This is a genomic window from Pseudomonas sp. PSPC2-3 (assembly GCF_049898265.1).
GTDB lineage: Bacteria > Pseudomonadota > Gammaproteobacteria > Pseudomonadales > Pseudomonadaceae > Aquipseudomonas > Aquipseudomonas veronii.
Genome location: NZ_JAFCXJ010000003.1, coordinates 296,341 through 322,530 on the forward strand (window position 1 = coordinate 296,341; position 26,190 = coordinate 322,530).

The window sequence follows — 26,190 nt, forward strand, 5'->3', positions numbered from 1 at the left end:
TACGACCGGCACCAAGATGGAATATGGTTTTGTCCTTGGCGGAACCAGCGGGTTCGAAAGCCAATTTTTGTATAGGCGGCATCACCATCTCCTGTTGGGGAAATCGACTTCACGTACTGGATGGGCGCTCTCCGGTAAGGGGTCGGTAAGCCCCTCGACATCTGTCTTCTCCTCGAATATTTGACCGTTGTTACCGACCAGCCTATAGCTATACGAAGGCAGTCTTTTCCCCCATTCGTCCACAATGAGGTAGCGCCCAAACCCGGGCTTATCCGGTTCTGGGAGCCAGTCGGGTAACAGCTGCGGGCGGGGGTCCCGACAATCGGCATAACGCCAGCGTGAAAAACACTCGGGGGCGCGTCCTGTGCGCAGGCTTTGTAGTTTCCAGAAGTCTGGCGTCGATTGACCATCTGCCACGACATTGCCGTCGGGATAGGTGAAAGCGGTGTGGTTTCCCTCCTTTTTTTCCTTTGGCCCCGCCGAATAAACTATGAAATCGGAATGTATGACTGGTTCGAAATATACCTGCCGCGCCTGTAATGCTTGGTAACTGAGGTAAATGCTGCCCTCGCCGGCCAAGCCCACAGTTTTTTTGTAAGGCCCCAAAAACTCTTCATCGACCCAAGGGTAGTAATCCTTCTTGATCGTCAGATCGCCTTCAACCTTGATATCAGCTCCTCCCCGTGGCGAGTCGTTGTAGTCAAATATCACAACCACGCCGCCCCCTCCCCCTGAAGTCACATTCTCGCCAAAACGCGTCGGATCGGCATAAGCCACGCCAAAGGTCACATTCGCCAAATGCCAGCGGCACGCGCCACCGCCATCTTTCGGCAGTTCTACTTGGTAGAGATCACTCTGCCCCTGGCGCTCCAGTTCCTTGTAAACCGAGTGATGACCATCCCGTTCAGTGCGCTGGCCGCTGGCGCCGTAGTCGACACGCTTACAAATGGGCGAGCGGTACATCACCCACATGGTTTCGGTTTTTAGCTCCTTGGGCAGTTTCACGGTGACGGTTATTTTTTCGCTGTTGGCAGGCGGCGCCAGACTGTAATCCTGACGGCATCCACTGAGGCTAAAAAACATCGCGCACACAACAGTGAGCAGGCGGAGAAACCGGATTTTGTTCTTTCGCGTGTTGATCGGCTTAACCATCGGTCTTCTCGTAATAAGCTTTTGGGTCGGCAATGGCGTTAAAACGCTGCAGCGCCTCGGTGCCACCTGCTACTCGCTGGGTGATATGCAGGGCTTGGTCTACCAGGCGCTGTAAGTCGAGGAACACGCGATTGCGGGTCAGTTCGTCCTCGTGAATGCTCCCGTAGTAATCCTTTAGCTGTTGTTCGAACTTGCGCCGTTGGACCTGTCGCTCCAGCAACGGATCGCGCTCTGCATCAATCGATTCCAGTAATTGGTTATGGATATAGGGTTGGTATTGCGACATGAAGTGATCGCCAATACGCGGCATTCGACCCGTCGCCGGGTTGCTGTAGCGAGGGAAGAACCGGGCCCGGCTTTCGGCGTTCAGCGATGTGTTCAGGCACTGCGTGGCCTGCTCGACTTGCTGGTCACCGTCCTCGCTCAGACTGGGGACCAAATACAGCTTGGCTTTTTCCGGCAGTTCGTAGGCGATAGTGCTGCGATAGGGCGTGCCATCGGGTTTGCGGTAAGCGGGGTATGGTGTGATCTCCTGTTGCTGGTGTTGCTTGGCCCGGAAAAACATGGCGATCTCACCGTGATGGCTGAACGGGTCTTCATGTTTGAATACTGCGCTGGAGACGGCTTGACGTAGCGACCAACTAAACCCAGCGAGCAGGCCGACAGGGCCATAGGCGTCATATAGGTAATTGTCCAGCGCGGCCTCGGGGGGCACGCGAGGAATGGCGTCCATGTCATTGACATGGCGAAAGTGCCATAGGTCGCCCAAAAACTGTACGGCGTGGAGGGTGAAGGTGCGGGGCATGCCGTAGGTGTAGAGCAGAGGGTTATGGTTTTTCAGCGAGGCCGCGTGGATGAGGCCAAGCGCGCCGCCCAGGCTATGGCCGCAGATGAACAATTTTTTATCGCGAGCACCACCAAGAATCGTCTTGCCAAAATCAGTATCAAAAACTCTTCTCGCCACCTCAAAGGCATCGCGAAAGCCAAGGTGCACACTGCCCACAGCAGTAAGGTCAGGGCAAGGAACCTTAGGCTCGCAAACCGCAGCGATCTCCGGTTTCACAGGACGAAAGGTCGCATCGGTGATGAGGTCAGCAAGCCCTTCCATCTCAGTGCCGCGCCACGCCACCAACGCCTGGGATGCACTGATAGCGTAAAGCAGCTGGGTATGACCTTCCGGCACGTCTGCCTTAGCGGTATCCAAGGCTTTGATCGTCAAATAACGATCACTAAAAGGCACATCCACCACCACACATGGCCATGCCTGGCCGTTATCCCAAACCCGAGGTGTACGTGACAAATCCAGGCATTGCTGCTCGAAAAACTCGTTGACGGAACCCAGTTCGCGTTCATCCCGCGTGCTATACGCCAAAATACTCATCAACCCCAGGTTGTAGGCATTGACCAGGCTGTACCCAGACTGGTGATGCAACATCAGAGACCAGGCGCGAAATGGGCAGACTTCCAGCACATGACGACGGTCCAGTTCATCGCCACTGACGGTGAAGCCGTTGAACTTTCGTTCCGGGAAATGAAACGCCGGTAGCTTATTCGAATCATTCAAGGGGGGCTGGAATGTTGGTTGTTGGTCACATAATTGACCGATTCGCAGATAGTGGTAACAGCGTCCCGCAGCCAGCGCCTGCTTCTCAATCGGCGAAAAGCCTGAGCGTTGCGGGCCATACAGCGGTGTACGATCCCCGATAACCGGTCGAGGCGGCTCTGCGCGCTCAGCACGCAAACGACGCGTTTGCAGTTGATCGGCCAAAGGGTTGGCCTCCATCAACAACGTGATAGGCAGCGGATGCAAGCCCTCAACGCGAATCACCCCCTCGGCATCGCTGCGGCCAAGAAACTCCGGCACAACACGCTCACGAGTGGCCTCATTCACCGCACGGTAAGGCAGGTTCGCCAGGGGCTCGCCCTGCTCATCCAGCAATTGGAACTCTATCCAATGCCGTTTCTGTTTGCCGCCGATGAAATCCTTGTTCGGGTTGAGTGTGTCCGTGCGGTGCATGGGATCGTTGTGCATAGCGGTCCTTTAGCGATGGATGCGACGAAAGTCCAAAGCGTAAAGAGTTGCTATCCGTGGCGAATGTCGGAAGGTTCGCCTTTCAGCGAAGGGTGCTTCCTGATCTAATTTGCTCATGTCCCGAAGAGAATGTTGGCGCAAAGCTATCATTCGCAGCAGGCTGCAAATCATTCCTTTGGCTGATTTGGTCGACACCTAACGTCTCTACAGTGCAGGTCTTCAAGCCGAGACCGTGCAGTCATAAAAAGGGATTCGTATGTTGCAGACCCGTGTTATCCCGCCCGCCGAAGGTGCGTACCAATATCCGCTGTTGATCAAACGCCTGCTCATGTCCGGGGCCCGTTATGAGAAGACCCGGGAAATCATCTATCGCGACAAGCTGCGCTACACCTATCCGACTCTGATCGAGCGGGTCGCGCGCCTGGCCAATGTGCTCACCGAAGCCGGGGTCAAGGCCGGTGATACCGTTGCCGTGATGGACTGGGACAGCCACCGTTACCTGGAATGCATGTTCGCCATCCCGATGATCGGCGCGGTGATTCATACCATCAACGTGCGCCTGTCGCCGGAACAGATTCTCTACACCATGAACCACGCCGAGGACCGCTTTGTGCTGGTCAACAGCGAGTTCGTGGGGCTCTACCAGGCGATTGCCGGGCAGCTCACCACCGTCGACAAAACCTTGTTGCTGACCGATGCGGCCGAGAAAACCGCTGAACTGCCGAACCTGGTGGGGGAGTACGAAACCCTGCTGGCCGCCGCCAGCCCGAAATACGATTTCGAGGATTTCGACGAAAATTCCGTCGCCACCACCTTCTATACCACCGGCACCACCGGCAACCCCAAGGGTGTGTACTTCACCCATCGCCAATTGGTGCTGCACACCATCGGCGTGGCGACCATCATGGGCAGTGTCGACAGCGTGCGCTTGCTGGGCACCAACGACGTGTACATGCCGATCACGCCGATGTTCCACGTGCATGCCTGGGGCCTGCCGTATGTGGCCACCATGCTGGGCCTGAAACAGGTCTACCCCGGGCGTTACGATCCGGAATACCTGGTGGAGCTGTGGCGCAAGGAGAAGGTCACCTTTTCCCACTGTGTGCCGACCATCCTGCAAATGGTGCTCAACGCCAAGGCCGCCCAGGGCGTGGACTTTGGCGGCTGGAAAATCGTCATCGGCGGCAGCGCCCTCAATCGCACGCTGTATGAAGCGGCCAAGGCCCGTGGGATTCAACTGACCGCCGCGTATGGTATGTCCGAGACCGGGCCGTTGGTGTCCTGCGCCCATCTCAACGATGAGCTGATGGCCGGCACCGAGGACGAGCGCACCACTTACCGCATCAAGGCCGGTGTGCCCGGGCCGTTGGTGGAAGCGGCGATCATTGACAGCGACGGGCATTTCCTGCCCGCCGATGGCGAGTCCCAGGGCGAACTGGTGCTACGCGCGCCGTGGTTGACCGAGGGTTACTACAACGAGCCGCAAAAGGGCGCCGAGCTGTGGGAAGGCGGCTGGATGCACACCGGCGACGTGGCGACCCTCGACGCGTTTGGGGTGATCGATATCCGCGACCGCATCAAGGACGTGATCAAGACCGGCGGCGAGTGGATCTCGTCCCTGGCTCTGGAAGACCTGGTCAGCCGCCACCCGGCGGTACGCGAAGTAGCGGTGGTGGGCATCGCCGATCCGCAGTGGGGCGAGCGCCCGTTTGCGTTGCTGGTGGTGCGTGATGGCCATGTGATAGGCGCCCGTGAACTCAAGGAGCACCTCAAGCCGTTCGTGGAGTTGGGCCACTTGAGCAAGTGGGCGATTCCAAACCAGATCGCCATTGTTACTGAAATTCCCAAGACCAGTGTCGGCAAGCTCGACAAAAAACGTATCCGCGTCGACATCATTGAGTGGCAGGCCAACAACAGTACGTTCCTCTCTACCCTTTGATACCTTTCGCCGTGCCCGTTCGGGCACGGCAATGCTCTATCTCGCGGCTTCACTTGTGATTTGCCGATTTTCAGCCATCCTTGCCGCGTCGGCCTTCGTCGACGTGGCAAAAGGGCTGTGGCAGACGGGTCGGTGATGCAAATCACACTTTAGAGGGATCAAGCGGTACCCCCTGCTGGCTATAGTCCCTCTCAGAGTTTTTCAAGGATGTTGCGCTTCGAGCCATGGGGGCTCGGTTGCCGGGCGGCATTGGAATCGTTGTATTCCGGCCGTTACATGCATCACCGAAAGAACTCACTGCCATAACAATAATGCACATGGAGTAGCGTCGATGACCTCAGTAAATCAGTTCTGGCGCCGGGCAAGATTGCCCCTGGCCGTCAGTCTCGCTTCTACGCTCGCCGGGCCGGCATTCGGCGTCAGTTTCAATATCGGTGAAATCGAAGGGAATTTTGACTCCTCTCTTTCCGTGGGGGCCAGTTGGTCGACAGCCAAGGCCAACCGCGATCTGATCGGCGTCAACAATGGCGGCAAGGGCTTGTCCCAGACCTCCGATGACGGCCATTTGAACTTCAAGCGCGGCGAGACGTTCTCGAAAATCTTCAAGGGCATCCATGACCTGGAACTGAAATACGGCGACACCGGTGTGTTTGTTCGCGGCAAATATTGGTATGACTTTGAACTCAAGGACGAAAATCGTGAGTTCAAGGACATCAGTGACAACGGCCGTCCTATGGGCGCCCGGTCTTCCGGCGGGGAAATTCTCGACGCCTTCATTTATCACAACTACTCGATTGCCGATGAGCCCGGTTCCGTGCGTTTCGGTAAACAGGTTGTAAGTTGGGGCGAAAGTACCTTCATCGGCGGCGGCATCAACTCCATCAACCCGATTGACGTAGCGGCGTTCCGTCGCCCGGGTGCCGAGATCAAGGAAGGCCTGATTCCGGTCAACATGTTCTATGTGTCGCAGACACTGACCGAAAACCTGTCGGCGGAAGGCTTCTATCAGTTGGATTGGGAGAAGACCGTCACCGATAACTGCGGGACGTTTTTCTCCCAGGCGGACGTCATTACAGGCGGCTGCAATGACAACCTGCGGTTGCTCAGCAAGCGCTCTGTCATCGCTGCGGGTGGTGGTTTGCCGCTGATGAATCGGTTTGGCGTCGACATCAATGACGAAGGTGTACTGGTCAAGCGCGGTTCTGATCGTGACGCACGCGATAGCGGGCAGTTCGGTGTGGCCATGCACTACAACTTCGAGCCGCTGGACACTGAGTTCGGCGCTTATTTCATGAACTACCACAGCCGTGCGCCGATTTTCAGCGCCAAGGGCGCATCGGCTGCGACTTACGCCGCGGCTAACGCATTGACGTCCACGCCAGCCAGTAGCCTGCGTCCACTCATCGTGGCCGGTAACTCCAGCTACTTCGTCGAATATCCAGAAGACATTCGCTTGTACGGTTTGAGTTTCTCGACGACCTTGCCTACCGGCACAGCGTGGAGCGGCGAGATCAGCTACCGGCCGAACGCGCCGGTTCAGCTCAATACCACCGACATCTTGTACGCGGGCGTTACGCCGTTGATAGGCTTGAACGGTGCTTCCCCGCTCAAGGGCGCCGCCGGTCAGGATCTGAATGGCTATCGCCGCAAGGAAATCACCCAACTCCAGACCACCTTTACGCACTTCTTTGATCAGGTCATGGGCGCCAGCCGGCTGACACTGGTGGGCGAAGTGGGGCTGACCCACGTCGGCGGCCTGGAAAGCAGCTCGAAAGCGCGCTACGGGCGTGATCCGGTATTTGGTCCTGGGGAAGGCCCACTGTGCGCGACGCTCAACGCGGGAACCATTGCCGGTGCGGGCGCAGGTACAGACCGCAGTAACCTGACGGCCAACTGCAACAATGACGGCTTTACCACCGCCAACTCCTGGGGCTATCGCGGCCGGGCAATCTGGGAATACCCGGATGTGTTCGCGGGTGTGAACCTCAAGCCCAACGTGGCCTGGTCCCATGACGTCAGCGGTTATTCGCCAGGCCCTGGCGGCAACTTCGAAGAAGGTCGCAAGGCTGTCAGTCTCGGCCTGGATGCTGAATACCAGAATACCTACACCGCGAGCTTGGCCTACACCAACTTCTTCGGCGGTAAGTATTCCACTGTGGACGACCGTGATTTCATCGCCCTCAGCGTCGGCGCCAACTTCTAAGCACACTGCATTTCAGGAAGAACCAGAACATGAAAATAACTAAAAGTCTGTTGCACGTCGGTGTGCTTGGGCTGTCGATCCTGGCGAGTAACGTCATGGCGGCGGTGTCGGCGGATGAGGCCGCCAAGCTGGGCACGACCCTGACCCCGATGGGCGCCGAAATGGCCGGTAACGCCGCAGGCACCATTCCTAAATGGTCGCCGTTGCCGACGAATGCCGGCGCCGTCGACGCCCGTGGTTTCCTGGCCAACCCTTATGCCAGCGAACAACCGCAATTCACCATCACCGCGCAAAACGTCGAGCAATACAAAGACAAGCTGGCGCCGGGGCAGTACGCGATGTTCAAGCGCTACCCGGACACCTTCAAGATGCCGGTCTACCCGACCCATCGCGGCGCCACTGTACCGGCCGAGGTGTTCGCCTCGATCAAGAAGAACGCCACCAACACCAACCTGGTGTCCGGCGGTAACGGTCTGGAAAACTTCGAAACCGCCGTGCCGTTCCCGATTCCGAAAAGTGGCGTTGAAGTCATCTGGAACCACATCACCCGCTATCGCGGCGGCAGCGTGACCCGCCTGGTGACCCAGGCCACGCCGCAGACCAACGGTTCGTTCAGCCTGGTGTATTTCAAAGACCAGTTCGTGTTCCGCGACAAAATGAAGGACTTCGACCCGAAAAACCCCGGCAACGTGCTGTTCTACTTCAAGCAGCAAGTGACCGCACCGGCACGTCTGGCCGGTGGTGTGCTGCTGGTTCACGAAACCCTCGACCAGGTGAAGGAACCGCGCTCGGCGTGGGTCTACAACGCCGGCCAGCGCCGTGTACGCCGGGCGCCGCAAGTGTCTTATGACGGGCCGGGTACCGCTGCCGACGGCCTGCGTACCTCCGACAACCTCGACATGTACAACGGTGCGCCGGACCGCTACGACTGGAAACTGGAAGGCAAGAAAGAAATCTACATCGCCTCCAACAGCTACAAGATCGACGATCCGAAACTCAAGTATGTCGACATTATCAAGGCCGGCCACATCAACCAGGACCTCGCACGCTACGAGCTGCGCCGCGTGTGGCATGTGGTCGCGACCCTGAAGGAAGGTCAGCGCCACATCTACGCCAAGCGTGACTTCTTCATCGACGAAGACACCTGGCAAGCGGCCGTGATCGACCACTACGACGGTCGCGGCCAACTGTGGCGCGTCGCCGAAGCCCATGCCGAGAACTACTACGACAAACAAGTGCCGTGGTACGCCCTGGAAACCCTCTACGACCTGCAGTCCGGCCGCTACCTGGCCCTGGGCATGAAGAACGAAGAGAAACAGGCGTATGACTTCGGCTTCACCGCCGGCATCAGTGACTTCAGCCCGGCGGCCCTGCGCCAGGACGGTGTTCGCTAAGCTGCACGCGTAGCCAAATGTGGGAGGGGGCTTGCCCCCGATAGCGGTCTGACAGCCAAGAATTCTATTGGCTGCCCCAGCGCAATCGGGAGCAAGCCCCCTCTCACATTTCTTGTCGCAGTTCTTTTTCAGGCAAATGTTGCAAAGATCTACAAAACCGCCGCTTTTACCGCTAGTCTGCGGACATCTGCAATGCCGACAACAGCCTTCTACAAGAGCCCGGCGATGACTGATCTGTCCCGAATCCAGGGGCCTGCCAGCGCGGTGATTCCGACCCTGGAAGGTCGCTTCTACAGACCTCCGCTGCCTGACGGCTACGTGCTGCGACCGCGCCTGTGCGAACGGCTGAGCGCTGGCCTGGAAGGGCGATTGCTGCTGGTCTGCGCGCCGGCTGGGTTCGGCAAGAGTTCGCTGGCGGTCGAGTTCTGCCAGAGTCTGCCCGCTCATTGGCAAAGCCTTTGGCTGGGCCTGAGCCCGCGGGATAACGACCCCGGGCGTTTCCTCGAGCGCCTGCTTGACGGCTTGCAGCAATACTTCCCGCAACTGGGTGCGCAATCCCTGGGCCTGCTGAAAATGCGTCAGCGTCATCAACCGTTTGCCTTCGAAGAATGGCTCGATGGCTTGCTCGATGAGCTGGCGCTGCAGTTGTCCACGCGTGCGCCTTTGTTGCTGGTGCTGGATGACTACCATTTGGCCCAGGGCCCGGTGCTTGATCGCTGTCTGCAATTTTTCCTCAATCATTTGCCCGATGGCCTGCTGGTGCTGGTTACCAGTCGCCAGCGCCCGGACTGGCACCTGGCGCGCTTGCGCCTGTCTCGGCACCTGCTGGAGCTGCATGAGCAAGACCTGCGCCTGACCCACGCCGAATCCCTGGCGGTGTTGGATCGCCACAGCAGTTCGCTGCGCGGCGAGGCGCTGGATAATTTGATCCGGCGCAGTGAAGGCTGGGTCGCTGGTTTGCGTTTCTGGCTGTTGGCGGCCTCCGAAGCGGGGAATGAGGGCGCCTTGCCGCAGAGCCTGCACGGCGGCGAAGGCTTGATACGCGACTATTTGCTGGAAGAAGTGATTGATTGCCTGCCGGCGGAAGTCCAGGCGTTCCTCTATGAAACCGCTTCGCAGGAACGCTTTTGCAGTGAACTGTGCGACGCCATACGCGATGCCCACGACAGCGCGGAAATCCTGCGTTACTTGCAGGCTCATCAGGTATTTCTGGTGCCGCTGGACGAGCAGGGGCACTGGTTCCGTTATCACCATTTGTTTTCCGACCTGCTGCGCACCCGGCGCGCGAGCAGCGCCGTGCTGCCGCCCGCCAGCCTGCACCTGCGCGCCTGTCGCTGGTTCAACGCCCAGGGGCTGATCGATGAAGCGGTCGAGCAGGCGTTGCGCGCCGGTCATCTGGATGTGGCGGCGAACCTGGTGCAGAACCTCTCCGAGGAGCAACTGCTGGCCGAGCAGAACGTCGGCATGCTCCTACGCTGGAAAATGGACTTGCCCGATAGTCTGCTGATCAGCACGCCTCGGTTGATCGTGCTGTACAGCTGGGCCTTGGGCCTGGCGTGTCAGCTGGATGCGGCGGAAGAACTGTCGGGCTACCTCAGTCGCTTCCTGCCGGCACCATCGGCCACCGCGCAGAAGTCGATGCTGGCGCAATGGCTGGCGCTGAGCGGGATCATCGCCCGGGGCCGAGGCGACCGCGAGCTGACTCAGCGCTATTGCAGCGAAGCCTTGGAAAGCCTGCCGCAGCGCCGTTATGGTCAGCGCCTGATGTGCCTGTCGACCCTCTCCAACCTGGCGATCGTCGATGCCGACCTGTGGCGCGCCCGTGGCTTGAACCGCGAATCCCTCGAATTGGCGCAGCGTGTCGGCAACCCCCTGTTCGAGGCCCTGGCCCATTACGACCGCGCGCGGGTCTTGCAGGCGCGGGGTGAAATCCTGCGCTCGCTGGATGAAGTACACCAGGGCCTGCAACGCTTGCACGACCTTTCGCCCCAACGGTTGTACGCCGTGCGCGCCCGATTAGCGCTTTACGAAGGCTACCTGCTGCTCGCGCGTTGTCAGCCTGAAGCCGGCCTGGTCCGCCTGCGCGCCGGCCTGGCCGAAGCCCGCGCCTGCCGGGATATCAGCGTGCTGATCGGGCATTGCGTGATTGCCAACTTCGAAGGGCGCCGCGGCGACTTCCCCAAAGCCTTCGCCGAACTGGCCGAGGCCGAACGCCTGATGCACATCTGGGACGTGCCGCCGATTTACTACCTGGCAATGATCACCCTGATCAAATGCGAGCTCTGGTTGGCCCAGGGGCGTACCGACCTGGCCGACGCCTGGCTGACCCGCCTGGGGCAAACCTACAACGGCGCACACGCGGCGGCGGCCCCGGAGTTTCATCCGCACCTGCCGCAGCATATCGAGCTGCAGCAAGCCGCGTTGGATGCGATCCGCCATCAACCGGCGGCGGCCCTGCAGCGCCTCGAAGACCTGGCGCAACACGCTCATGGCAGCGGCCGCCAGATGATTGCCCTGATGGCGCTGACCCAGCAGGCGCAGTTGCTGCTGGAGAGCGGCCAGGAGGCCAAGGCGCGCGAGGTGTTGGTTCGCGCCCTGGAAGCCGGAGCCGGCGGCGCGCTGCAACCCTTCCAGCGCCTGCTTGAAGGGTATCCCGACTGGATGCGCGATCAACTCGGCCAAGACCCCCATGGTTTATTGAACCAGAGCCTGTTGGCGCTGCTGCCGGCCGTTGCTGTCAGCGAGCCGGCGCCCAACCATGAAACCCTGAGCGCCCGCGAGCTGGCGGTGCTGCAACTGATCGCCCAGGGCTGTTCGAACCAGGAGATCAGTAACCGCCTCTTCATCTCCCTGCACACGGTCAAGACCCACGCCAGCCATATCAACAGCAAGCTCGGCGTGGAGCGGCGCACCCAGGCGGTCGCGCGGGCGCAGGAGCTGCGGTTGATTGGTTAAAGCCTGAGTCCGCTGGCGAGCTTGCTTGCGTTGAGGTGCGACGCCGCTCCAGTCTGGTTTAATAGTGCAATCATTCTGGCGACAGTCGCCCGGAAACCCTATGCCGTTTGCACGAGAGGACCGTTCATGGACACCGCAAAGCCGACCCTTATCCGCGAAACCTTCCCCGTCGGCCCTTTGCAGTGCAACTGCACCATCATCGGCGACCCCGTCAGTAAAAAAGCCATCGTGGTCGACCCCGGCGGCAATCACGAGCTGATCCTGGCGCGGCTCGAGGCGCTGGGCCTCAAGGTGGTGAGCATCATTCACACCCATGCTCACCTGGATCACTTCCTGGCGTCCGGCCAGTTGAAGGAGAAGACCGGCGCGACCCTGCATTTGCACAAGGCCGACCAGTTCCTCTGGGATAACCTGGAGATGCAGTGCCAGACGTTTGGCGTGCCGTATACGCCGGTGCCGTCGCCGGACCGTTGGCTGGCCGACGATGAAGAGCTGGCTTGCGGTTGCGGCGTCGCATTGCATACGCCGGGTCACACGCCGGGGTCGATGAGTTTCTGGTTTGCCGATGCCAAGCTGCTGATCGCCGGGGATACGTTGTTTCGCCGGGGCGTAGGCCGCACGGATTTGTGGGGCGGAGACCAAGCGGCGATTGTGCGCTCGATCAAGCAGCGCCTGTATACGCTGGATGAGGCGGCGACGGTGGTGACCGGTCACGGGCCGGAGACGCGACTCGGTGACGAGATGCGCGAGAACCCCTTTGTGCGCGCATGATTGCAACGTAGGCGGTCAAGCCCTGTAGCAAAAAACTCAGCGTGTGTTCAGCGTGCGTCTGCTACGGTTTGTGTCGCGACGATAGTCCTGCGTTTTTTGTTACAGGTTAAGATACGTCCACGGAATTTTTACCGTTTGTCGCGTTCAAAACCCGGCAAAGATCCATTGTCCATATCCTCTGCACCCAGAGTGCAAAAGTAGGAGCTTCTCCATGTTCACTCCGCGTCGTCTGCTCGTTGTCGCTACTGCCGTAGCCATGTTATCTGGCTGTGCTTCACCCAATCCGTATGACGGTAGCAGCCAGGGACAGGCGAGTAATGAATCCGGTGGCATGAGCAAGACCGTCAAGTACGGCGGCCTCGGCGCCCTGGCCGGTGCGTTGGCCGGTGCAGCCATCGACCATAACAACCGTGGCAAGGGTGCACTGATCGGTGCCGTCGTCGCGGGTGCAGGCGCAGCGGGTTATGGCTACTACGCCGACCAGCAGGAAAAGAAACTGCGCGAAAGCATGGCCAATACCGGGGTTGAAGTTCAGCGCCAGGGCGATCAGATCAAACTGATCATGCCGGGCAACATCACCTTCGCCACCAACTCGGACGCGATCTCCAGCAGCTTCTATACGCCGCTGAACAACCTGGCCAACTCGCTCAAGCAGTTCAGCCAGAACACCATCCAGATCGTGGGTTACACCGATAGCACCGGCAGCCGTCAGTTGAACATGGACCTGTCCCAGCGTCGTGCGCAGAGCGTGGCCAACTATCTGACCTCCCAAGGCGTCAGCGCTGCCAACCTGAGCGCTCGTGGTGCCGGTCCGGATAATCCGATCGCCAGCAACGCCGACGTCAACGGTCGCGCGCAGAACCGTCGTGTAGAAGTGAACCTGGGCCCAATCCCAGGCCAGCAGTATGGCCAGCCGGGCGCCCAGCAACAGGCGCCGCAGCAGAACAACCAGTTCCAGGGCAACCCGTACTCGCAATACCAGTAATCTGCAGCCAATAAAAAGGGCGCCGTGCAATCAATGCACGGCGCCCTTTTTTGTGGTCGTCGGTTACATCAATCGATGTACTCGAACACCTTCACGATCTTCTGTACGCCGGACACGCCCTGTACCAAGTTCGCCGCACGGGTCGCTTCTGCCTGGGTCAGCAGGCCCATCAGGTAAACGATGCCGTTGTCGGTGACGACTTTGATGCGTGAACCGGGAATGGCGTTGTCGGTCAGCATCTGCGCCTTGATCTTGGTGGTCAGCAGCGCATCGTTGCTGATGGCCAGCAGGGTGATCGGGTCCATTACCTGCAATTCGTTGTGGACCTTCTTGACCCGCTGCACGGCCGAGGCGGCTTGTTCGGCCTGAGCCTTGAGTTCGGCACGTGGCGTTTGGCCGGCGAGCAGCACCACGCCGTTGAAGCTGGTCACAACGATGCGCGACGCGCCATTGCCCAGGTCCGTAGCGGCCTTGGCGACGTTGACCTCGACCTTGGTTTCGATCAACGAGTCGTCAATCTTGCTGCCGAAGGTGCGGGTGCCCTTGTCGTCCTGGATGGGGGTGTCACGTGTCGCGGTGATTGCCGTGCTGCAGCCGCTGATGCCGAGGCACAGCGCAATCGCCAATAGGCTGAGGCGTTTAACGGTCATTCTTCACTCCCGAACAGTTGGCTGTCGATCAGATCGCACAGGCAGTGGATCGTCAGCAGGTGGACTTCCTGAATACGTGCGGTGACATTGGCCGGGACGCGAATCTCCACGTCCTCGGGCAGCAACAGCGAGGCCATGCCGCCGCCGTCGCGGCCAGTCAATGCTACGACAATCATTTCGCGATCATGTGCGGCCTGGATCGCCTGAATAATATTCGCCGAGTTGCCGCTGGTGGAAATCGCCAGCAGCACGTCACCCGGTTGCCCCAGGGCGCGGATCTGTTTGGAGAAGATTTCGTTGTAGCTGTAGTCGTTGGCGATCGAGGTGATCGTCGACGAATCGGTGGTCAAGGCAATGGCCGGTAAGCTCGGACGCTCGCGCTCGAAGCGGTTGAGCAACTCGGACGAGAAATGCTGGGCATCGCCGGCCGAGCCGCCGTTGCCGCACGAAAGCATTTTGCCCTCGTTGAGCAAGGCATTGACCATGACCTGACTGGCTTGCTCGATGTGCGGTGCAAGTACGTCCATCGCCTGTTGCTTGGTGTCGATGCTGGCCTGGAAAAGCTGGCGAATTCGGGATTGCATGTCCATCTGTGTGACCTTAAGTAGCGCGGCTATTTGGCACAGGAATGTGCAGCCCGCAAAGCAAAGAGCAAAAGTATGTGGTGAAGATGTCCGGCGAATCAGCTGTCGAAGGCATCTTTGAGCCAGTTCAAATCAGCTTTGCCAGACGGTGTGCTTTCAATGGCAACCACATCGAAACGGCAGGGGGAGTCAGCCCAGCGATGCTCCTTGAGCAGGAAAAACTGCGCGGCGAGTATCAGCTTCTGACGCTTGCGCCCGTCGATACTGGCGAGCGCGCCACCCCATTGTGCGTGTTTTCTGTAGCGGACTTCGACGAATACTACTGTATCGCCGTCAAGCATGACCAGATCAAGCTCACCGCGTTTACACAACCAGTTCTGCGCCAGAAGGCGCAGACCCTGCTGTCGAAGATACTCAAGCGCTTGAAGTTCGGCATCCTTGCCGCTTTGTGCGCTGGACCGCTCGGGCATCAGCGTGGGGTATCGGGCAGACGCTGGACCTCGCCGCCGACGAACTTCGCCCACGGCATCTGGCGGTCAACGCGCTGGTGCGTGCTGATGCCCAGGTTGCCCGAGAGGCCGTCAATGCGTGTATCCGGCAATGCCTTGAGTTGGCCCACGCGTGGCGCCAGGCGGTAGGCATCGACGCCCATCGCGTACAGGCGGCCAAGGCTGCCATTGGCTTGCGGCCATTGTGCAGCGACCTGGTTGCGCAGCGGGTCGGTGGTATTGAGCAGCCAAGGGGTTTCGCAGAACATCACGTTGGTCATGTCCAGGTACTGGTTCTTGTCGCCGCTGGCGCTGAACACGTGAGACGTCGCATACACCGGCACGTCGCCAGCGTACTGGAAGTTCAGGGTCGGCTTGATCTGCTGGGCCAGTTGCGGGGTGACGGCCAGGAAGATGAACTCGATATCCTGGCGACGCGAAGGTTGTGCGGCGACGTCGGTGCCGACGGCGCTTTGCAGGCTCTTGGCACGGCCTTCACTTTTACGCAGTTGGAACAGATCGGCAATCTGCTGGGCGAGGGCGACCGGCTGGTCGACGTACTCGACGCCGACAACGGTGCCGCCGTTGGCTTCCCAGTCCTGGCGGAAGGCCTTGTAGACACGCTCACCCCATTCGCCACGGGGCACCATCGCAGCGGCGCGGTGCAGGCCGTCGGCACGGGCGCGGCGCGAGACTTCGCGAGCTTCGTCTTCAGCCGCCAGGCCGAACTGGAACAACTGCGCCGGGTTTTGATCGGTCTCGCTGTAGTTCAAGGCCAGGGTGGTAATCGGCAATTGCGGGCGCGCGCTGAGCTGTTTGACCAGCGGCTTTTCCAGCGGCCCGACGACCAATTGCACGCCGGCAGCCTTGGCCTTGGCGTAGAAGTCGTCGAGGGAGGTCAGGCGCGAGCTGTCATAGAACTCGATGACCGGCGGCTTCTGCCCGGCTTGTTCAGCCTGGTAATGCGCGGCCATGAAGCCTTCGCGCAGGGCCTTGGCCACGGTGGCCAGTGGACCCTCCTGCGGCAGTAGCAGGGCGATCTTGTTCAGCGGCTGGCTCGCCAGTTCCTTGAGTTTGGTCAGCGGCGTCGGCAGTTGCACGGCGGCCGGATGGCCCGGGTTCTGCGCACGCCAGGTGTCAATGGCGGCTTGCTGTTGCTCCAGCGTGCCGGCGCCCTTGACCGCCTGGGCCAGGGTGATCCAGCCGTCGAGCGTCGGGTTGCCGCTGGCTTGCAGCTGTTCGGCCGGCAGCGCGGCAATCAGCGCCCAGATGGCTTCATGGTTGCTCTTGGCGGCGTCGCCGGTCAGCAGTGGCGCCATGGTCACACGCTCGCGAGCGGCGGCCAGGGTCTGGCCGTCGGCTTCATAGGCGCGTGCATGTACGGTGCCGGTGCGGACCTGCTGTTCGGCCGGCAGCTCCTTCAGGTTCTGCAGGCTGGGGTGGTTCAACGCCGCCAGCGCGGCCTTGGGCTGGTTACGCGTCATGGCCAGTTCGGCGGCCAGGGTGTTGGCGAACACCTGCGCGGCGGGCTTGAGAACATCCAGCGGCACCTGCGCAAGAATCTGCGACGAGCGGCCAGCGTTGTTCTGGTGGTAGGCCATGTCGGCCGCGCTCAGGCGCAGCAACGCAGCTTTTTCGGGCGTGTTGGCGGTAGTCGCCTGTTCGAGCAGTTGCTCGATACTGGCATCCGGGGTCCGTGGCAGGTCGCCAAGGCGGGACGAGGGCGAGCTGGCACAGGCGCCCAGCAAGGCAGCGAGGCAGAGGGCGGAGAGCAGCCGCAGGCAAGGGATCATGTAAGTGTTCCTGATACCGATCAAATTAGCGTGGAATTGTACCCAAGCACTGGCCCAGGCGCGATGTTACTGGCGTGAAACCGTGAATTTAGGTGGTGCAAATGTTGCGTTTGGGTGGCTAGGGCCGACCGACGGCTGAAACGGCATCCATCTCGATGGCATATTTCCACGGCGTCGACGCGCTACAATGTGGCTTTTGCCAACCATCGAGGTGTGCGTTTTGACTGCTCCAGGTCCTTTGAATTCCACTGCAGGCTCGCTTTTTGTCGTGGCGACGCCCATTGGCAACCTGGACGACATCAGCGCCCGGGCGCTTAAAGTGTTGCGCGACGTTAAATTGATCGCTGCGGAAGACACTCGGCACTCCCAGCGCTTGATGCAGCATTTCGGCATCAGTACGCCATTGGCGGCCTGCCACGAACATAACGAGCGCGAAGAAGGCAGCCGTTTTATCACGCGCCTGCTGGCCGGTGACGATGTGGCGCTGATTTCCGATGCCGGTACCCCGCTGATTTCCGATCCCGGTTACCACCTGGTCCGTCAGGCGCGTGCCGCGGGTATCAATGTAGTGCCGGTTCCGGGCGCATGCGCGTTGATTGCGGCGTTATCCGCCGCGGGGTTGCCGTCGGATCGTTTCATCTTCGAAGGTTTCCTGCCGGCCAAGGCGGTGGGGCGTCGCGCACGTCTTCAGGCGCTTAAGGAAGAACCGCGCACGCTGATCTTCTATGAAGCCCCGCATCGTATCCTCGAATGCCTGCAGGACATGGAGCTGGTGTTCGGTGGCGAGCGCCTGGCGCTGCTGGCCCGCGAGCTGACCAAGACCTTCGAGACGCTCAAGGGGCTGCCGCTGGAAGAACTGCGCGCGTTTGTCGAAGGTGACAGCAATCAGCAGCGTGGCGAGTGCGTGGTGCTGGTGGCGGGTTGGACGGCGCCGGAAAATGAAGACGCCGTCGGTGGCGAAGCCATGCGCGTTCTGGATCTGCTGCTCAAGGAGATGCCCCTTAAGCGAGCGGCGGCGCTGGCGGCGGAAATCACCGGGGTGCGCAAAAATGTGTTGTATCAGGCCGCGCTGGATAAACAGAAAGCCGAATAGTTCCGGGGTTAAACCGGTATTCCGTCTGAACGTGATGGCATTGCTGCACTTTTAATACTTGTCCTAACTCCGTCGTGCCGTTAACCTGCGCGGCGGAGAGTCGATTGGACAGTCGCTGCCCTCTATGAAAATTAGGGGGGGGAGGAAAGTCCGGGCTCCATAGGGCGAAGTGCCAGGTAATGCCTGGGAGGCGTGAGCCTACGGAAAGTGCCACAGAAAATAACCGCCTAAGCACTTCGGTGCCGGTAAGGGTGAAAAGGTGCGGTAAGAGCGCACCGCACGTCTGGCAACAGTTCGTGGCTAGGTAAACCCCACTTGGAGCAAGACCAAATAGGGTCCCAAGGCGTGGCCCGCGCTGGGACCGGGTAGGTTGCTAAAGATGTCCAGTGATGGCCATCGTAGACGAATGACTGTTCAAGACAGAACCCGGCTTATAGATCGACTCTCCACCTTTTTTCCTTCTGTCCGAATCTCGTGCAGAAACCCGGTAGTAACGCAAGAATCCCTCCCTGCCAAATCATTGGCAGATGCATCTTGGTAATACCAAAAAAATCTTACTCTTAATAAATTACTTTAACTTTGAAGCATAGCTCTTTGAGCTATTTGTGCTTATTGAGCCAAAAATACCGCTGAACTCTGATTTCTCCTCCTCTTGCGCTCCTAAATCTCCGTTCTGTAAGGCTTTTCCTTGAATCCGCGCCTTGACGGTGTGGTGGGCGCATTCCTATAGTGTGCGCAAGTGGCGGAAAGTGGCACAAAGTGGGTTTTTTTAACGTAAAGCGCTAAAATTTGGAGAAACGCATCTGTGTTTCGCGGAGCTAACGCTATCAGTCTCGATGCAAAAGGCCGTCTCGCTATGCCGAGCCGGTATCGTGACGAGCTGATTTCGCGAAGTTCCGGGCAGTTAATCATCACGATCGATGCCGTTGACCCTTGTTTATGCGTTTACCCCCTCGATGAGTGGGAGTTGATTGAAACCAAACTGCGTGCCTTGCCTTCATTGCGTGAAGAAAACCGCCGTCTGCAGCGTTTGCTGATCGGTAATGCCGTCGACCTCGAACTCGATGGCAGTGGTCGTTTCCTGGTGCCTCCGCGTCTGCGCGAGTACGCCAAGCTCGACAAGCGCGCAATGCTGGTGGGCCAACTGAACAAGTTCCAATTGTGGGACGAAGATGCCTGGGATGCTGTTTCTGCAGCTGACCTGGCTGCTATTCAACAACCGGGCGCCATGCCTGATGAACTGCGTGATTTGATCTTGTGACTATTGATAGCGGCTTTAACCACATCACCGTACTGCTTGACGAAGCCGTTGAGGCTCTCGCCGTACGCGCGGATGGCTGCTATCTGGATGGCACCTTCGGCAGGGGCGGGCACAGCCGGTTGATACTCAGCCAGCTCGGGCCCGACGGTAAACTCCTCGGGTTCGACAAAGACCCCCAGGCGATTGCCACCGGGCAAGCGCTAGCGGCCGAAGACGGCCGCTTTGTCGTTGTACAACGCAGCTTTGCCGAGCTGGGTGCCGAAGTCGCCGAGCGCGGCATGGCAGGCAAGGTGGCCGGGGTTTTGCTCGACCTGGGCGTGTCCTCGCCGCAGCTCGATGACCCGGAGCGCGGTTTCAGTTTCATGAACGACGGCCCGCTGGATATGCGTATGGACCCCACCCGTGGTGTCAGTGCCGCCCAGTTCATCGCCACCGCGCCGGTGGAAGAAATCGCCCGTGTGTTCAAGGAATACGGTGAAGAACGCTTCGCCGGTCGCATGGCGCGCGCCGTGGTCGAGCGCCGCGAAATCCAGCCGTTCGAGCGCACCGCCGACCTGGCGGAAGTGCTGAAAGTCGCCAACCCTGCCTGGGAAAAGGGCAAGAACCCGGCGACCCGTGCGTTCCAGGGCCTGCGCATTCACGTCAACAATGAGTTGGGCGATCTGGAAGCCGGCCTCGAAGCCGCGCTGGAAGCCTTGGAAGTGGGCGGGCGCCTGGTGGTGATCAGCTTCCACTCCCTGGAAGACCGCATCGTCAAACTGTTCATGCGTCGCCTGGTCAAGGGTGAATCCGACAACCTGCCACGCAACCTGCCGGTGCGTTTCGAAGCCTTCGTGCCGAAAATCAAAATCCATGGCAAGGCGCAGTTCGCTTCCGAAGCTGAACTCAAGGCCAACCCACGCTCCCGTAGCGCCGTCATGCGCGTCGCGGAGAAGTTGCGGTGAGCAGGCTCTTCGCCAAGCCCCTCCCGGGCGGCAGCTTCTTTATGTTGCTGCTGTTTATCGGCGTGCTGGTGTCCGCGATTGCGGTGTCCTACAGCGCCCATTACAACCGCCAACTGCTCAATACCCTGTACGGCGAATTGAGTGTGCGTGATAAAGCGCAGGCGGAGTGGGGCCGGTTGATCCTCGAGCAAAGCACCTGGACCGCCCACAGCCGCATCGAAATACTGGCCACCGAACAGTTGAAGATGCACATCCCTGGCGCGGCCGAAGTTCGAATGGTGGCGCCATGATGAAACTCGAAGGCGCACTTTACCCGTGGCGCTTCCGCCTGATGCTCGGCTTGCTGGCCTTGATGGTCGGCGCCATCGCCTGGCGGATCATCGACCTGCAGGTGGTCGACCGCGACTTCCTGATCGGCCAGGGCGATGCCCGTAGCCTGCGACATATTCCGATTCCTGCGCACCGCGGCCTGATCACCGACCGTAACGGCGAGCCCCTGGCCGTCAGTACGCCGGTGACCACGCTGTGGGCCAACGCCAAGGAATTGCAGGTAGCCAAGGACAAGTGGCCACAACTGGCTGCCGCGTTGGGTCAGGACCCGAAAGCCCTGGCCGAGCGCCTGGAAGCCCAGGCCAATAAAGAATTCATCTACCTGGTTCGCGGCCTCACCCCCGAACAGGGCCAGCAAGTGCTCGACCTCAAGGTCCCCGGTGTCTATGGCATCGAGGAATTCCGCCGTTTCTACCCGGCCGGTGAAACCACCGCGCACATGGTTGGCTTTACCGACATCGACGACCATGGTCGCGAAGGGGTTGAGCTGGCCTACGATGAATGGCTGGCCGGCGTGCCCGGCAAGCGACAGGTCATCAAGGATCGGCGCGGCAGACTGATCAAAGACGTCCAAGTCACCAAAAACGCCAAGGCCGGCAAGCCCTTGGCGTTGTCGATTGACCTGCGCCTGCAATACCTGGCCAACCGCGAGCTGCGTAACGCGATCATCGAGAACGGCGCGAAGGCCGGCAGCCTGGTGATCATGGACGTGAAGACCGGCGAGATCCTCGCCATGGTCAACCAGCCGACCTACAACCCGAACAACCGTCGCAACCTGCAACCGGCGATGATGCGCAACCGCGCGATGATCGACGTGTTCGAGCCGGGTTCGACCATGAAAGCCATCTCCATGAGTGCCGCCCTGGAAACCGGGCGCTGGAAGCCCAGCGACAAGGTCGAGGTCTACCCCGGCACCCTGCAGTTGGGCAAATACACCATTCGTGACGTGTCGCGTACCGAAGGCCCGGTGTTGGATCTGACAGGTATCCTGATCAACTCCAGTAACGTGGGCATGAGTAAGGTCGCCTTCGATATCGGCGGCGAAACCATCTACCACCTGGCGCAAAAGATCGGCTTGGGCCAACCCACCGGCCTGGACTTCCCGGGTGAGCGCGTGGGCAACCTGCCGAACTACCGCGACTGGAAAAAAGCCGAGACCGCCACGCTGTCCTACGGCTATGGCCTGTCGGTTACCGCGATCCAGCTGGCCCACGCTTTCTCTGTATTGGCCAATAACGGTCGGATGGTTCCGTTGAGCCTGATCCACGTCGACGAAGCGCCGAAAGCGACCCAGGTGATTCCGGAAAACGTCGCCAAGACCATGCAAGGCATGCTGCAACAAGTGATCGAAGCACCGCGCGGCGTATTCCGCGCCCAGGTGCCGGCGTATCACGTGGCCGGCAAGTCGGGTACTGCGCGTAAGACCTCGGTCGGCACCAAAGGCTATGCTGAGAACTCCTATCGCTCGCTGTTCGCCGGTTTCGGCCCGATGAGCGACCCGCGCTATGCCATCGTCGTCGTGATCGATGAACCGAGTAAAGCGGGCTACTTCGGTGGCCTGGTGTCGGCGCCGGTGTTCAGCAAAGTGATGTCCGGCACCCTGCGCCTGATGAACATCACGCCGGACAACCTGCCGCCGACCCAACAAGCGAACGCCGGACCACCGGCCGCCGCGGTAAAAGCCAATGGAGGGCGCGGCTGATGTCTCTTAGCCTGAACAAGATTTTTGCCCATGCCGGTCGCGATCTGCTGATCCGCGAGCTGACGCTGGACAGTCGTAATGTACGCGCCGGGGACCTGTTCCTGGCGGTGCCTGGCGGTAAATACGATGGCCGCGCGCACATCGCCGATGCCCTGCAACGCGGCGCCGCCGCCGTGGCGTATGAAGTGGACGGTGCCACCGTGCTGCCGATCACCGACGTGCCGTTGATTCCCGTCAAGGGCCTGGCCGCGCAACTGTCGGACATCGCCGGGCGTTTCTACGGCGATCCGAGCCGCCACCTGAACCTGATTGGCGTGACCGGCACCAACGGCAAGACCAGCGTGACCCAACTGGTCGCCCAGGCGCTTGACCTGTTGGGCCAGCACTGCGGCATCGTCGGCACCCTGGGCACCGGTTTCTATGGCGCGCTGCAAAGCGGCCTGCACACCACGCCGAACCCGATCGCCGTGCAAGCGACCCTGGCCGACCTGAAAAAGGCCGGTGCCAAGGCGGTTGCCATGGAAGTGTCGTCCCACGGTTTGCACCAGGGCCGCGTTGCTGCGCTGGCTTTCGATGTGGCGGTGATGACCAACCTGTCCCGCGATCACCTGGACTACCACGGCACCATGCAAGCCTACGCCGCCGAGAAGGCCAAGCTGTTTGCCTGGAACGACCTGAAGTGCCGCGTGGTGAACCTGGATGACGCGTTCGGCCGCGAGCTGGCTGCCCAAGACAGCGAAGCGCGCCTGATCAGCTACAGCCTGGAAGACTCCCGCGCCTATCTGTATTGCCGCGAAGCCCAATTCAATGACGAGGGCGTGCGCGCCACGTTGGTGACGCCGCAGGGCGAGCACCATTTGCGCAGCACCTTGCTGGGGCGTTTCAACCTGAGCAACGTCCTCGCGGCGATCGGTGCGCTACTCGGCCTGGATTACGCGCTCGATGAAATCCTGCGCGTGCTGCCGAAGCTGGAAGGCCCGGCCGGTCGCATGCAACGTCTGGGCGGCGGTTCGCAGCCGCTGGTGGTGGTCGATTACGCCCACACCCCGGACGCACTGGAAAAAGTCCTGCTGGCCCTGCGCCCACACGCCAAGGGCAAGTTGCTGTGCCTGTTCGGCTGTGGCGGTGATCGCGATCGCGGCAAGCGTCCATTGATGGCCGAGATTGTCGAGCGTCTGGCCGATGGCGTGCTCGTCACCGACGACAACCCGCGCAGCGAAGACCCGAGCCAGATTTTCGACGACATCCGCGTCGGCTTCAAAGACCCATCCAAAGCCAGTTTCATTGCCGGTCGCGGTGCGGCCATTGCCCAATTGATCGCCAGCGCCAGCGTCGACGATGTCGTGGTACTGGCTGGTAAAGGTCACGAGGACTACCAGGAAATCAACGGCGAGCGCCACGCTTTCTCCGATCTGGTCGAGGCCGATCATGCCTTGACCGCCTGGGAGGTCGCCCATGCTTAAAGCGATGAAATTCAGCGAGCTGACCCAGGCCCTCTCGGCGCGCATGCTGTCGGGTGATTGCAGTTTCAATGGCGTCAGTATCGATAGCCGTGCGATCAAGCCGGGTCAACTGTTTGTTGCCCTGGCCGGTCCGCGTTTCGACGGCCATGACTACCTGAATGAAGTCGCCGCCAAAGGCGCGGTCGGTGCCCTGGTGCAACGCGAAGTGACGGACTCCACCCTGCCGCAATTGCTGGTGGCCGACACGCGCCTGGCCTTGGGCCAACTGGGTGCGCTGAACCGTGCGGCGTTCACCAAGCCGGTGGCCGCGATCACCGGCTCCAGCGGCAAGACCACGGTCAAGGAACTGCTCGCCGGTGTCCTGCGCACGCGCGGGCCGGTGCTGGCCACCCGTGGCAACCTGAACAACGATTTCGGCGCACCGCTGACCCTGCTCGAACTGGCCCCGGAACACACGGCGGCAGTGATCGAGTTGGGCGCTTCGCGTATTGGCGAAATTGCCTACACCGTGGCGCTGACCAAGCCTCACGTGGCAATTATCAACAACGCCGGGACTGCCCACGTCGGCGAGTTCGGCGGCCCGGAAAAAATCGTCGAAGCCAAGGGCGAAATCCTCGAAGGCCTCGATGCCTCGGGCATAGCTGTGTTGAATCTTGACGACAAGGCCTTCGAGACCTGGCGTGTACGCGCCGCCGGTCGCAAGGTGCTGACGTTCGCCGTGCTGAATGCTGCGGCCGATTTCCACGCGTCGAACATCGCGGTCGACGCCCGTGGTTGCCCGTCCTTTACCTTGCATTCGCCGCAAGGCGAGCAGCATGTGCAGTTGAACCTGCTGGGCAACCATAACATCGCCAATGCCTTGGCGGCCGCGGCTGCGGCTTACGCCCTGGGCGTGTCTCTGTTCGGCATCGCCACCGGCCTGGGCGCGGTGCAACCGGTCAAGGGCCGTACCGTCGCGCAATTGGCCAGCAATGGCATGCGCGTGATCGATGACACTTACAACGCCAACCAGTCCTCGGTCTGCGCCGCCATCGACCTGCTCAAGGGTTTCGACGGGCGCAAGGTGCTGGTGCTGGGCGATATCGCCGAACTGGGCGATTGGGCCGAACAGTCCCATCGGGAAGTCGGCGCTTACGCCAGCGGCAAAGTCGACGCGCTCTACGCCGTCGGCCCGAACATGGCTCATGCCGTCAATGCCTTCGGCCCCGGTGCGCGGCATTTCGCCACCCAGGCCGAGTTGATCCAGGCGCTGCGTGCGGGCGAACAAGACAAACACACAACCATTTTGATCAAGGGATCGCGCAGCGCGGTGATGGAAAACGTCGTCGTGGCCTTGTGTGGCTCAAGTACGGAGAAACATTAATGCTGCTGCTGCTGGCTGAGTATCTGCAACAGTTCCACAAAGGCTTCGCGGTCTTCCAGTACCTGACCCTGCGCGGGATTCTGGGCGTGCTGACCGCGCTGTCTCTGTCGCTGTTCCTGGGGCCGTGGATGATCCGCACCCTGCAGAACCTGCAAATTGGTCAATCGGTTCGCAATGACGGCCCGCAGTCGCACCTGTCCAAATCCGGCACCCCGACCATGGGCGGCGCGCTGATTCTGTCGTCCATCGGCATCAGCACCTTGCTCTGGGCCGACCTGTACAACCGCTACGTTTGGGTGGTGCTGCTGGTGACCTTGTTGTTCGGCGCCATCGGCTGGGTCGATGACTATCGCAAAGTGATCGAGAAAAACTCCAAGGGGCTGCCAAGCCGCTGGAAGTATTTCTGGCAGTCGGTGTTCGGCCTGGCCGCCGCGATCTTCCTCTACATGACGGCTCCAAGCGCGGTCGAGACCACCTTGATCATCCCGATGCTCAAGGATGCGAGCATTCCGCTGGGCATCGGCTTCGTGGTGCTGACCTACTTCGTCATCGTCGGCTCCAGCAACGCGGTGAACCTGACCGACGGCCTCGACGGCCTGGCGATCATGCCGACGGTGATGGTGGGCGGCGCATTGGGCATCTTCTGCTACCTGTCGGGTAACGTGAAATTCGCTGAATACCTGCTGATCCCGTATGTGCCGGGCGCCGGTGAACTGATCGTGTTCTGCGGCGCGCTGATCGGTGCCGGGCTGGGCTTCCTGTGGTTCAACACCTATCCCGCGCAAGTGTTCATGGGCGATGTCGGCGCACTGGCGCTGGGCGCGGCCCTGGGCACCATCGCGGTGATCGTTCGCCAGGAAATCGTGCTGTTCATCATGGGCGGTGTGTTCGTGATGGAAACCCTGTCGGTGGTCATCCAGGTGGCTTCCTTCAAATTGACTGGGCGCCGCGTGTTCCGCATGGCGCCGATCCACCACCACTTTGAACTCAAGGGCTGGCCTGAGCCGCGTGTGATCGTCCGATTCTGGATCATCACCGTGATTCTCGTGCTGGTCGGCCTTGCCACCCTGAAACTGAGGTAGAAACGA

General features: G+C 60.4%; 20 protein-coding genes and 1 other RNA gene. 15 read left to right on the forward strand and 6 right to left on the reverse strand.

All coding sequences use genetic code 11. The features are described 5' to 3' along the window. Nucleotides 1–81 precede the first annotated feature (81 nt). Both ACP7E3_RS08820 and ACP7E3_RS08825 read right to left on the reverse strand, forming a co-directional pair. A complete protein-coding gene (locus ACP7E3_RS08820; protein WP_046384663.1) occupies nucleotides 82–1,152 on the reverse strand; it encodes a hypothetical protein in 1,071 nt (356 codons plus the stop codon). After that, nucleotides 1,145–3,184 carry a lipase family protein gene (locus tag ACP7E3_RS08825; protein WP_046384662.1) on the reverse strand — a complete coding sequence of 680 codons (2,040 nt, stop codon included), beginning with the start codon at nucleotides 3,182–3,184 and terminating at the stop codon, nucleotides 1,145–1,147. Before ACP7E3_RS08825 ends, ACP7E3_RS08820 begins: the two co-directional genes overlap by 8 nt. A 256-nt stretch (nucleotides 3,185–3,440) precedes the next feature. Between ACP7E3_RS08825 and ACP7E3_RS08830 the strand changes: the two genes are divergently transcribed. From ACP7E3_RS08830 to ACP7E3_RS08855, 6 genes are all read left to right on the forward strand, one after another. Next, nucleotides 3,441–5,123, forward strand: a complete 1,683-nt coding sequence (locus tag ACP7E3_RS08830; protein WP_017845945.1) for a fatty acid--CoA ligase — start codon at nucleotides 3,441–3,443, stop codon at nucleotides 5,121–5,123. Between the two features lie 331 nt (nucleotides 5,124–5,454). Next, entirely contained in the window at nucleotides 5,455–7,326 is a 1,872-nt protein-coding gene (locus ACP7E3_RS08835) for a DUF1302 domain-containing protein (protein ID WP_046384661.1), read from the forward strand. A gap of 29 nt (nucleotides 7,327–7,355) precedes the next feature. Continuing rightward, on the forward strand, nucleotides 7,356–8,720 hold the full coding sequence (locus ACP7E3_RS08840) for a DUF1329 domain-containing protein (protein WP_046384660.1): 1,365 nt from the start codon (nucleotides 7,356–7,358) through the stop codon (nucleotides 8,718–8,720). Between the two features lie 225 nt (nucleotides 8,721–8,945). After that, nucleotides 8,946–11,675: a LuxR C-terminal-related transcriptional regulator gene (locus ACP7E3_RS08845; protein ID WP_057004263.1), complete on the forward strand. Its 2,730-nt coding sequence runs from the start codon at nucleotides 8,946–8,948 to the stop codon at nucleotides 11,673–11,675. A gap of 126 nt (nucleotides 11,676–11,801) precedes the next feature. Continuing rightward, nucleotides 11,802–12,446, forward strand: coding sequence for an MBL fold metallo-hydrolase (locus ACP7E3_RS08850; RefSeq protein WP_126587552.1), 645 nt, complete (start codon nucleotides 11,802–11,804; stop codon nucleotides 12,444–12,446). Nucleotides 12,447–12,657: 211 nt separating this feature from the next. Beyond that, the gene (locus ACP7E3_RS08855; RefSeq protein ID WP_046384657.1) at nucleotides 12,658–13,431 is read left to right on the forward strand and encodes an OmpA family protein; all 774 of its coding nucleotides are present in this window, start codon (nucleotides 12,658–12,660) and stop codon (nucleotides 13,429–13,431) included. Nucleotides 13,432–13,499: 68 nt separating this feature from the next. Here the strand turns inward: ACP7E3_RS08855 and ACP7E3_RS08860 are convergent, their stop codons facing one another. The 4 genes from ACP7E3_RS08860 to ACP7E3_RS08875 all read right to left on the reverse strand — a co-directional run bounded on the left by ACP7E3_RS08860 (nucleotide 13,500) and on the right by ACP7E3_RS08875 (nucleotide 16,946). After that, on the reverse strand, nucleotides 13,500–14,081 hold the full coding sequence (locus tag ACP7E3_RS08860) for a BON domain-containing protein (protein ID WP_017845939.1): 582 nt from the start codon (nucleotides 14,079–14,081) through the stop codon (nucleotides 13,500–13,502). After that, complete coding sequence (locus tag ACP7E3_RS08865; protein ID WP_003171862.1) at nucleotides 14,078–14,671, reverse strand: phosphoheptose isomerase; 594 nt, start codon at nucleotides 14,669–14,671, stop codon at nucleotides 14,078–14,080. Before ACP7E3_RS08865 ends, ACP7E3_RS08860 begins: the two co-directional genes overlap by 4 nt. Nucleotides 14,672–14,763: 92 nt before the next feature. After that, nucleotides 14,764–15,135 carry a YraN family protein gene (locus ACP7E3_RS08870; RefSeq protein ID WP_017845938.1) on the reverse strand — a complete coding sequence of 124 codons (372 nt, stop codon included), beginning with the start codon at nucleotides 15,133–15,135 and terminating at the stop codon, nucleotides 14,764–14,766. Beyond that, nucleotides 15,135–16,946, reverse strand: coding sequence for a penicillin-binding protein activator (locus ACP7E3_RS08875; RefSeq protein ID WP_057004265.1), 1,812 nt, complete (start codon nucleotides 16,944–16,946; stop codon nucleotides 15,135–15,137). The genes ACP7E3_RS08870 and ACP7E3_RS08875 overlap by 1 nt, the downstream gene beginning before the upstream one ends. Nucleotides 16,947–17,133: 187 nt before the next feature. Between ACP7E3_RS08875 and rsmI the strand changes: the two genes are divergently transcribed. From rsmI to mraY, 9 genes are all read left to right on the forward strand, one after another. Further along, on the forward strand, nucleotides 17,134–18,039 hold the full coding sequence (gene rsmI, locus ACP7E3_RS08880; protein ID WP_162231502.1) for a 16S rRNA (cytidine(1402)-2'-O)-methyltransferase: 906 nt from the start codon (nucleotides 17,134–17,136) through the stop codon (nucleotides 18,037–18,039). Nucleotides 18,040–18,135: 96 nt separating this feature from the next. Next, nucleotides 18,136–18,489: RNase P RNA component class A (rnpB, locus tag ACP7E3_RS08885), an RNA gene on the forward strand. Nucleotides 18,490–18,844: 355 nt separating this feature from the next. Continuing rightward, nucleotides 18,845–19,300 (forward strand): division/cell wall cluster transcriptional repressor MraZ, encoded by a 456-nt coding sequence (gene mraZ, locus ACP7E3_RS08890; RefSeq protein WP_003171868.1) that lies wholly within the window; start codon nucleotides 18,845–18,847, stop codon nucleotides 19,298–19,300. Continuing rightward, on the forward strand, nucleotides 19,297–20,244 hold the full coding sequence (gene rsmH / locus ACP7E3_RS08895) for a 16S rRNA (cytosine(1402)-N(4))-methyltransferase RsmH (protein WP_010213048.1): 948 nt from the start codon (nucleotides 19,297–19,299) through the stop codon (nucleotides 20,242–20,244). The genes mraZ and rsmH overlap by 4 nt, the downstream gene beginning before the upstream one ends. Beyond that, entirely contained in the window at nucleotides 20,241–20,534 is a 294-nt protein-coding gene (gene ftsL / locus ACP7E3_RS08900; protein ID WP_017845934.1) for a cell division protein FtsL, read from the forward strand. The genes rsmH and ftsL overlap by 4 nt, the downstream gene beginning before the upstream one ends. Further along, nucleotides 20,534–22,276 (forward strand): peptidoglycan D,D-transpeptidase FtsI family protein, encoded by a 1,743-nt coding sequence (locus ACP7E3_RS08905; protein ID WP_164673122.1) that lies wholly within the window; start codon nucleotides 20,534–20,536, stop codon nucleotides 22,274–22,276. Before ftsL ends, ACP7E3_RS08905 begins: the two co-directional genes overlap by 1 nt. Continuing rightward, nucleotides 22,276–23,739, forward strand: a complete 1,464-nt coding sequence (locus ACP7E3_RS08910) for a UDP-N-acetylmuramoyl-L-alanyl-D-glutamate--2,6-diaminopimelate ligase (RefSeq protein ID WP_017845932.1) — start codon at nucleotides 22,276–22,278, stop codon at nucleotides 23,737–23,739. The genes ACP7E3_RS08905 and ACP7E3_RS08910 overlap by 1 nt, the downstream gene beginning before the upstream one ends. Beyond that, entirely contained in the window at nucleotides 23,732–25,102 is a 1,371-nt protein-coding gene (locus ACP7E3_RS08915; RefSeq protein WP_128191580.1) for a UDP-N-acetylmuramoyl-tripeptide--D-alanyl-D-alanine ligase, read from the forward strand. The genes ACP7E3_RS08910 and ACP7E3_RS08915 overlap by 8 nt, the downstream gene beginning before the upstream one ends. Then, a complete protein-coding gene (mraY, locus tag ACP7E3_RS08920; RefSeq protein ID WP_046384653.1) occupies nucleotides 25,102–26,184 on the forward strand; it encodes a phospho-N-acetylmuramoyl-pentapeptide-transferase in 1,083 nt (360 codons plus the stop codon). The genes ACP7E3_RS08915 and mraY overlap by 1 nt, the downstream gene beginning before the upstream one ends. Nucleotides 26,185–26,190: the final 6 nt, after the last annotated feature.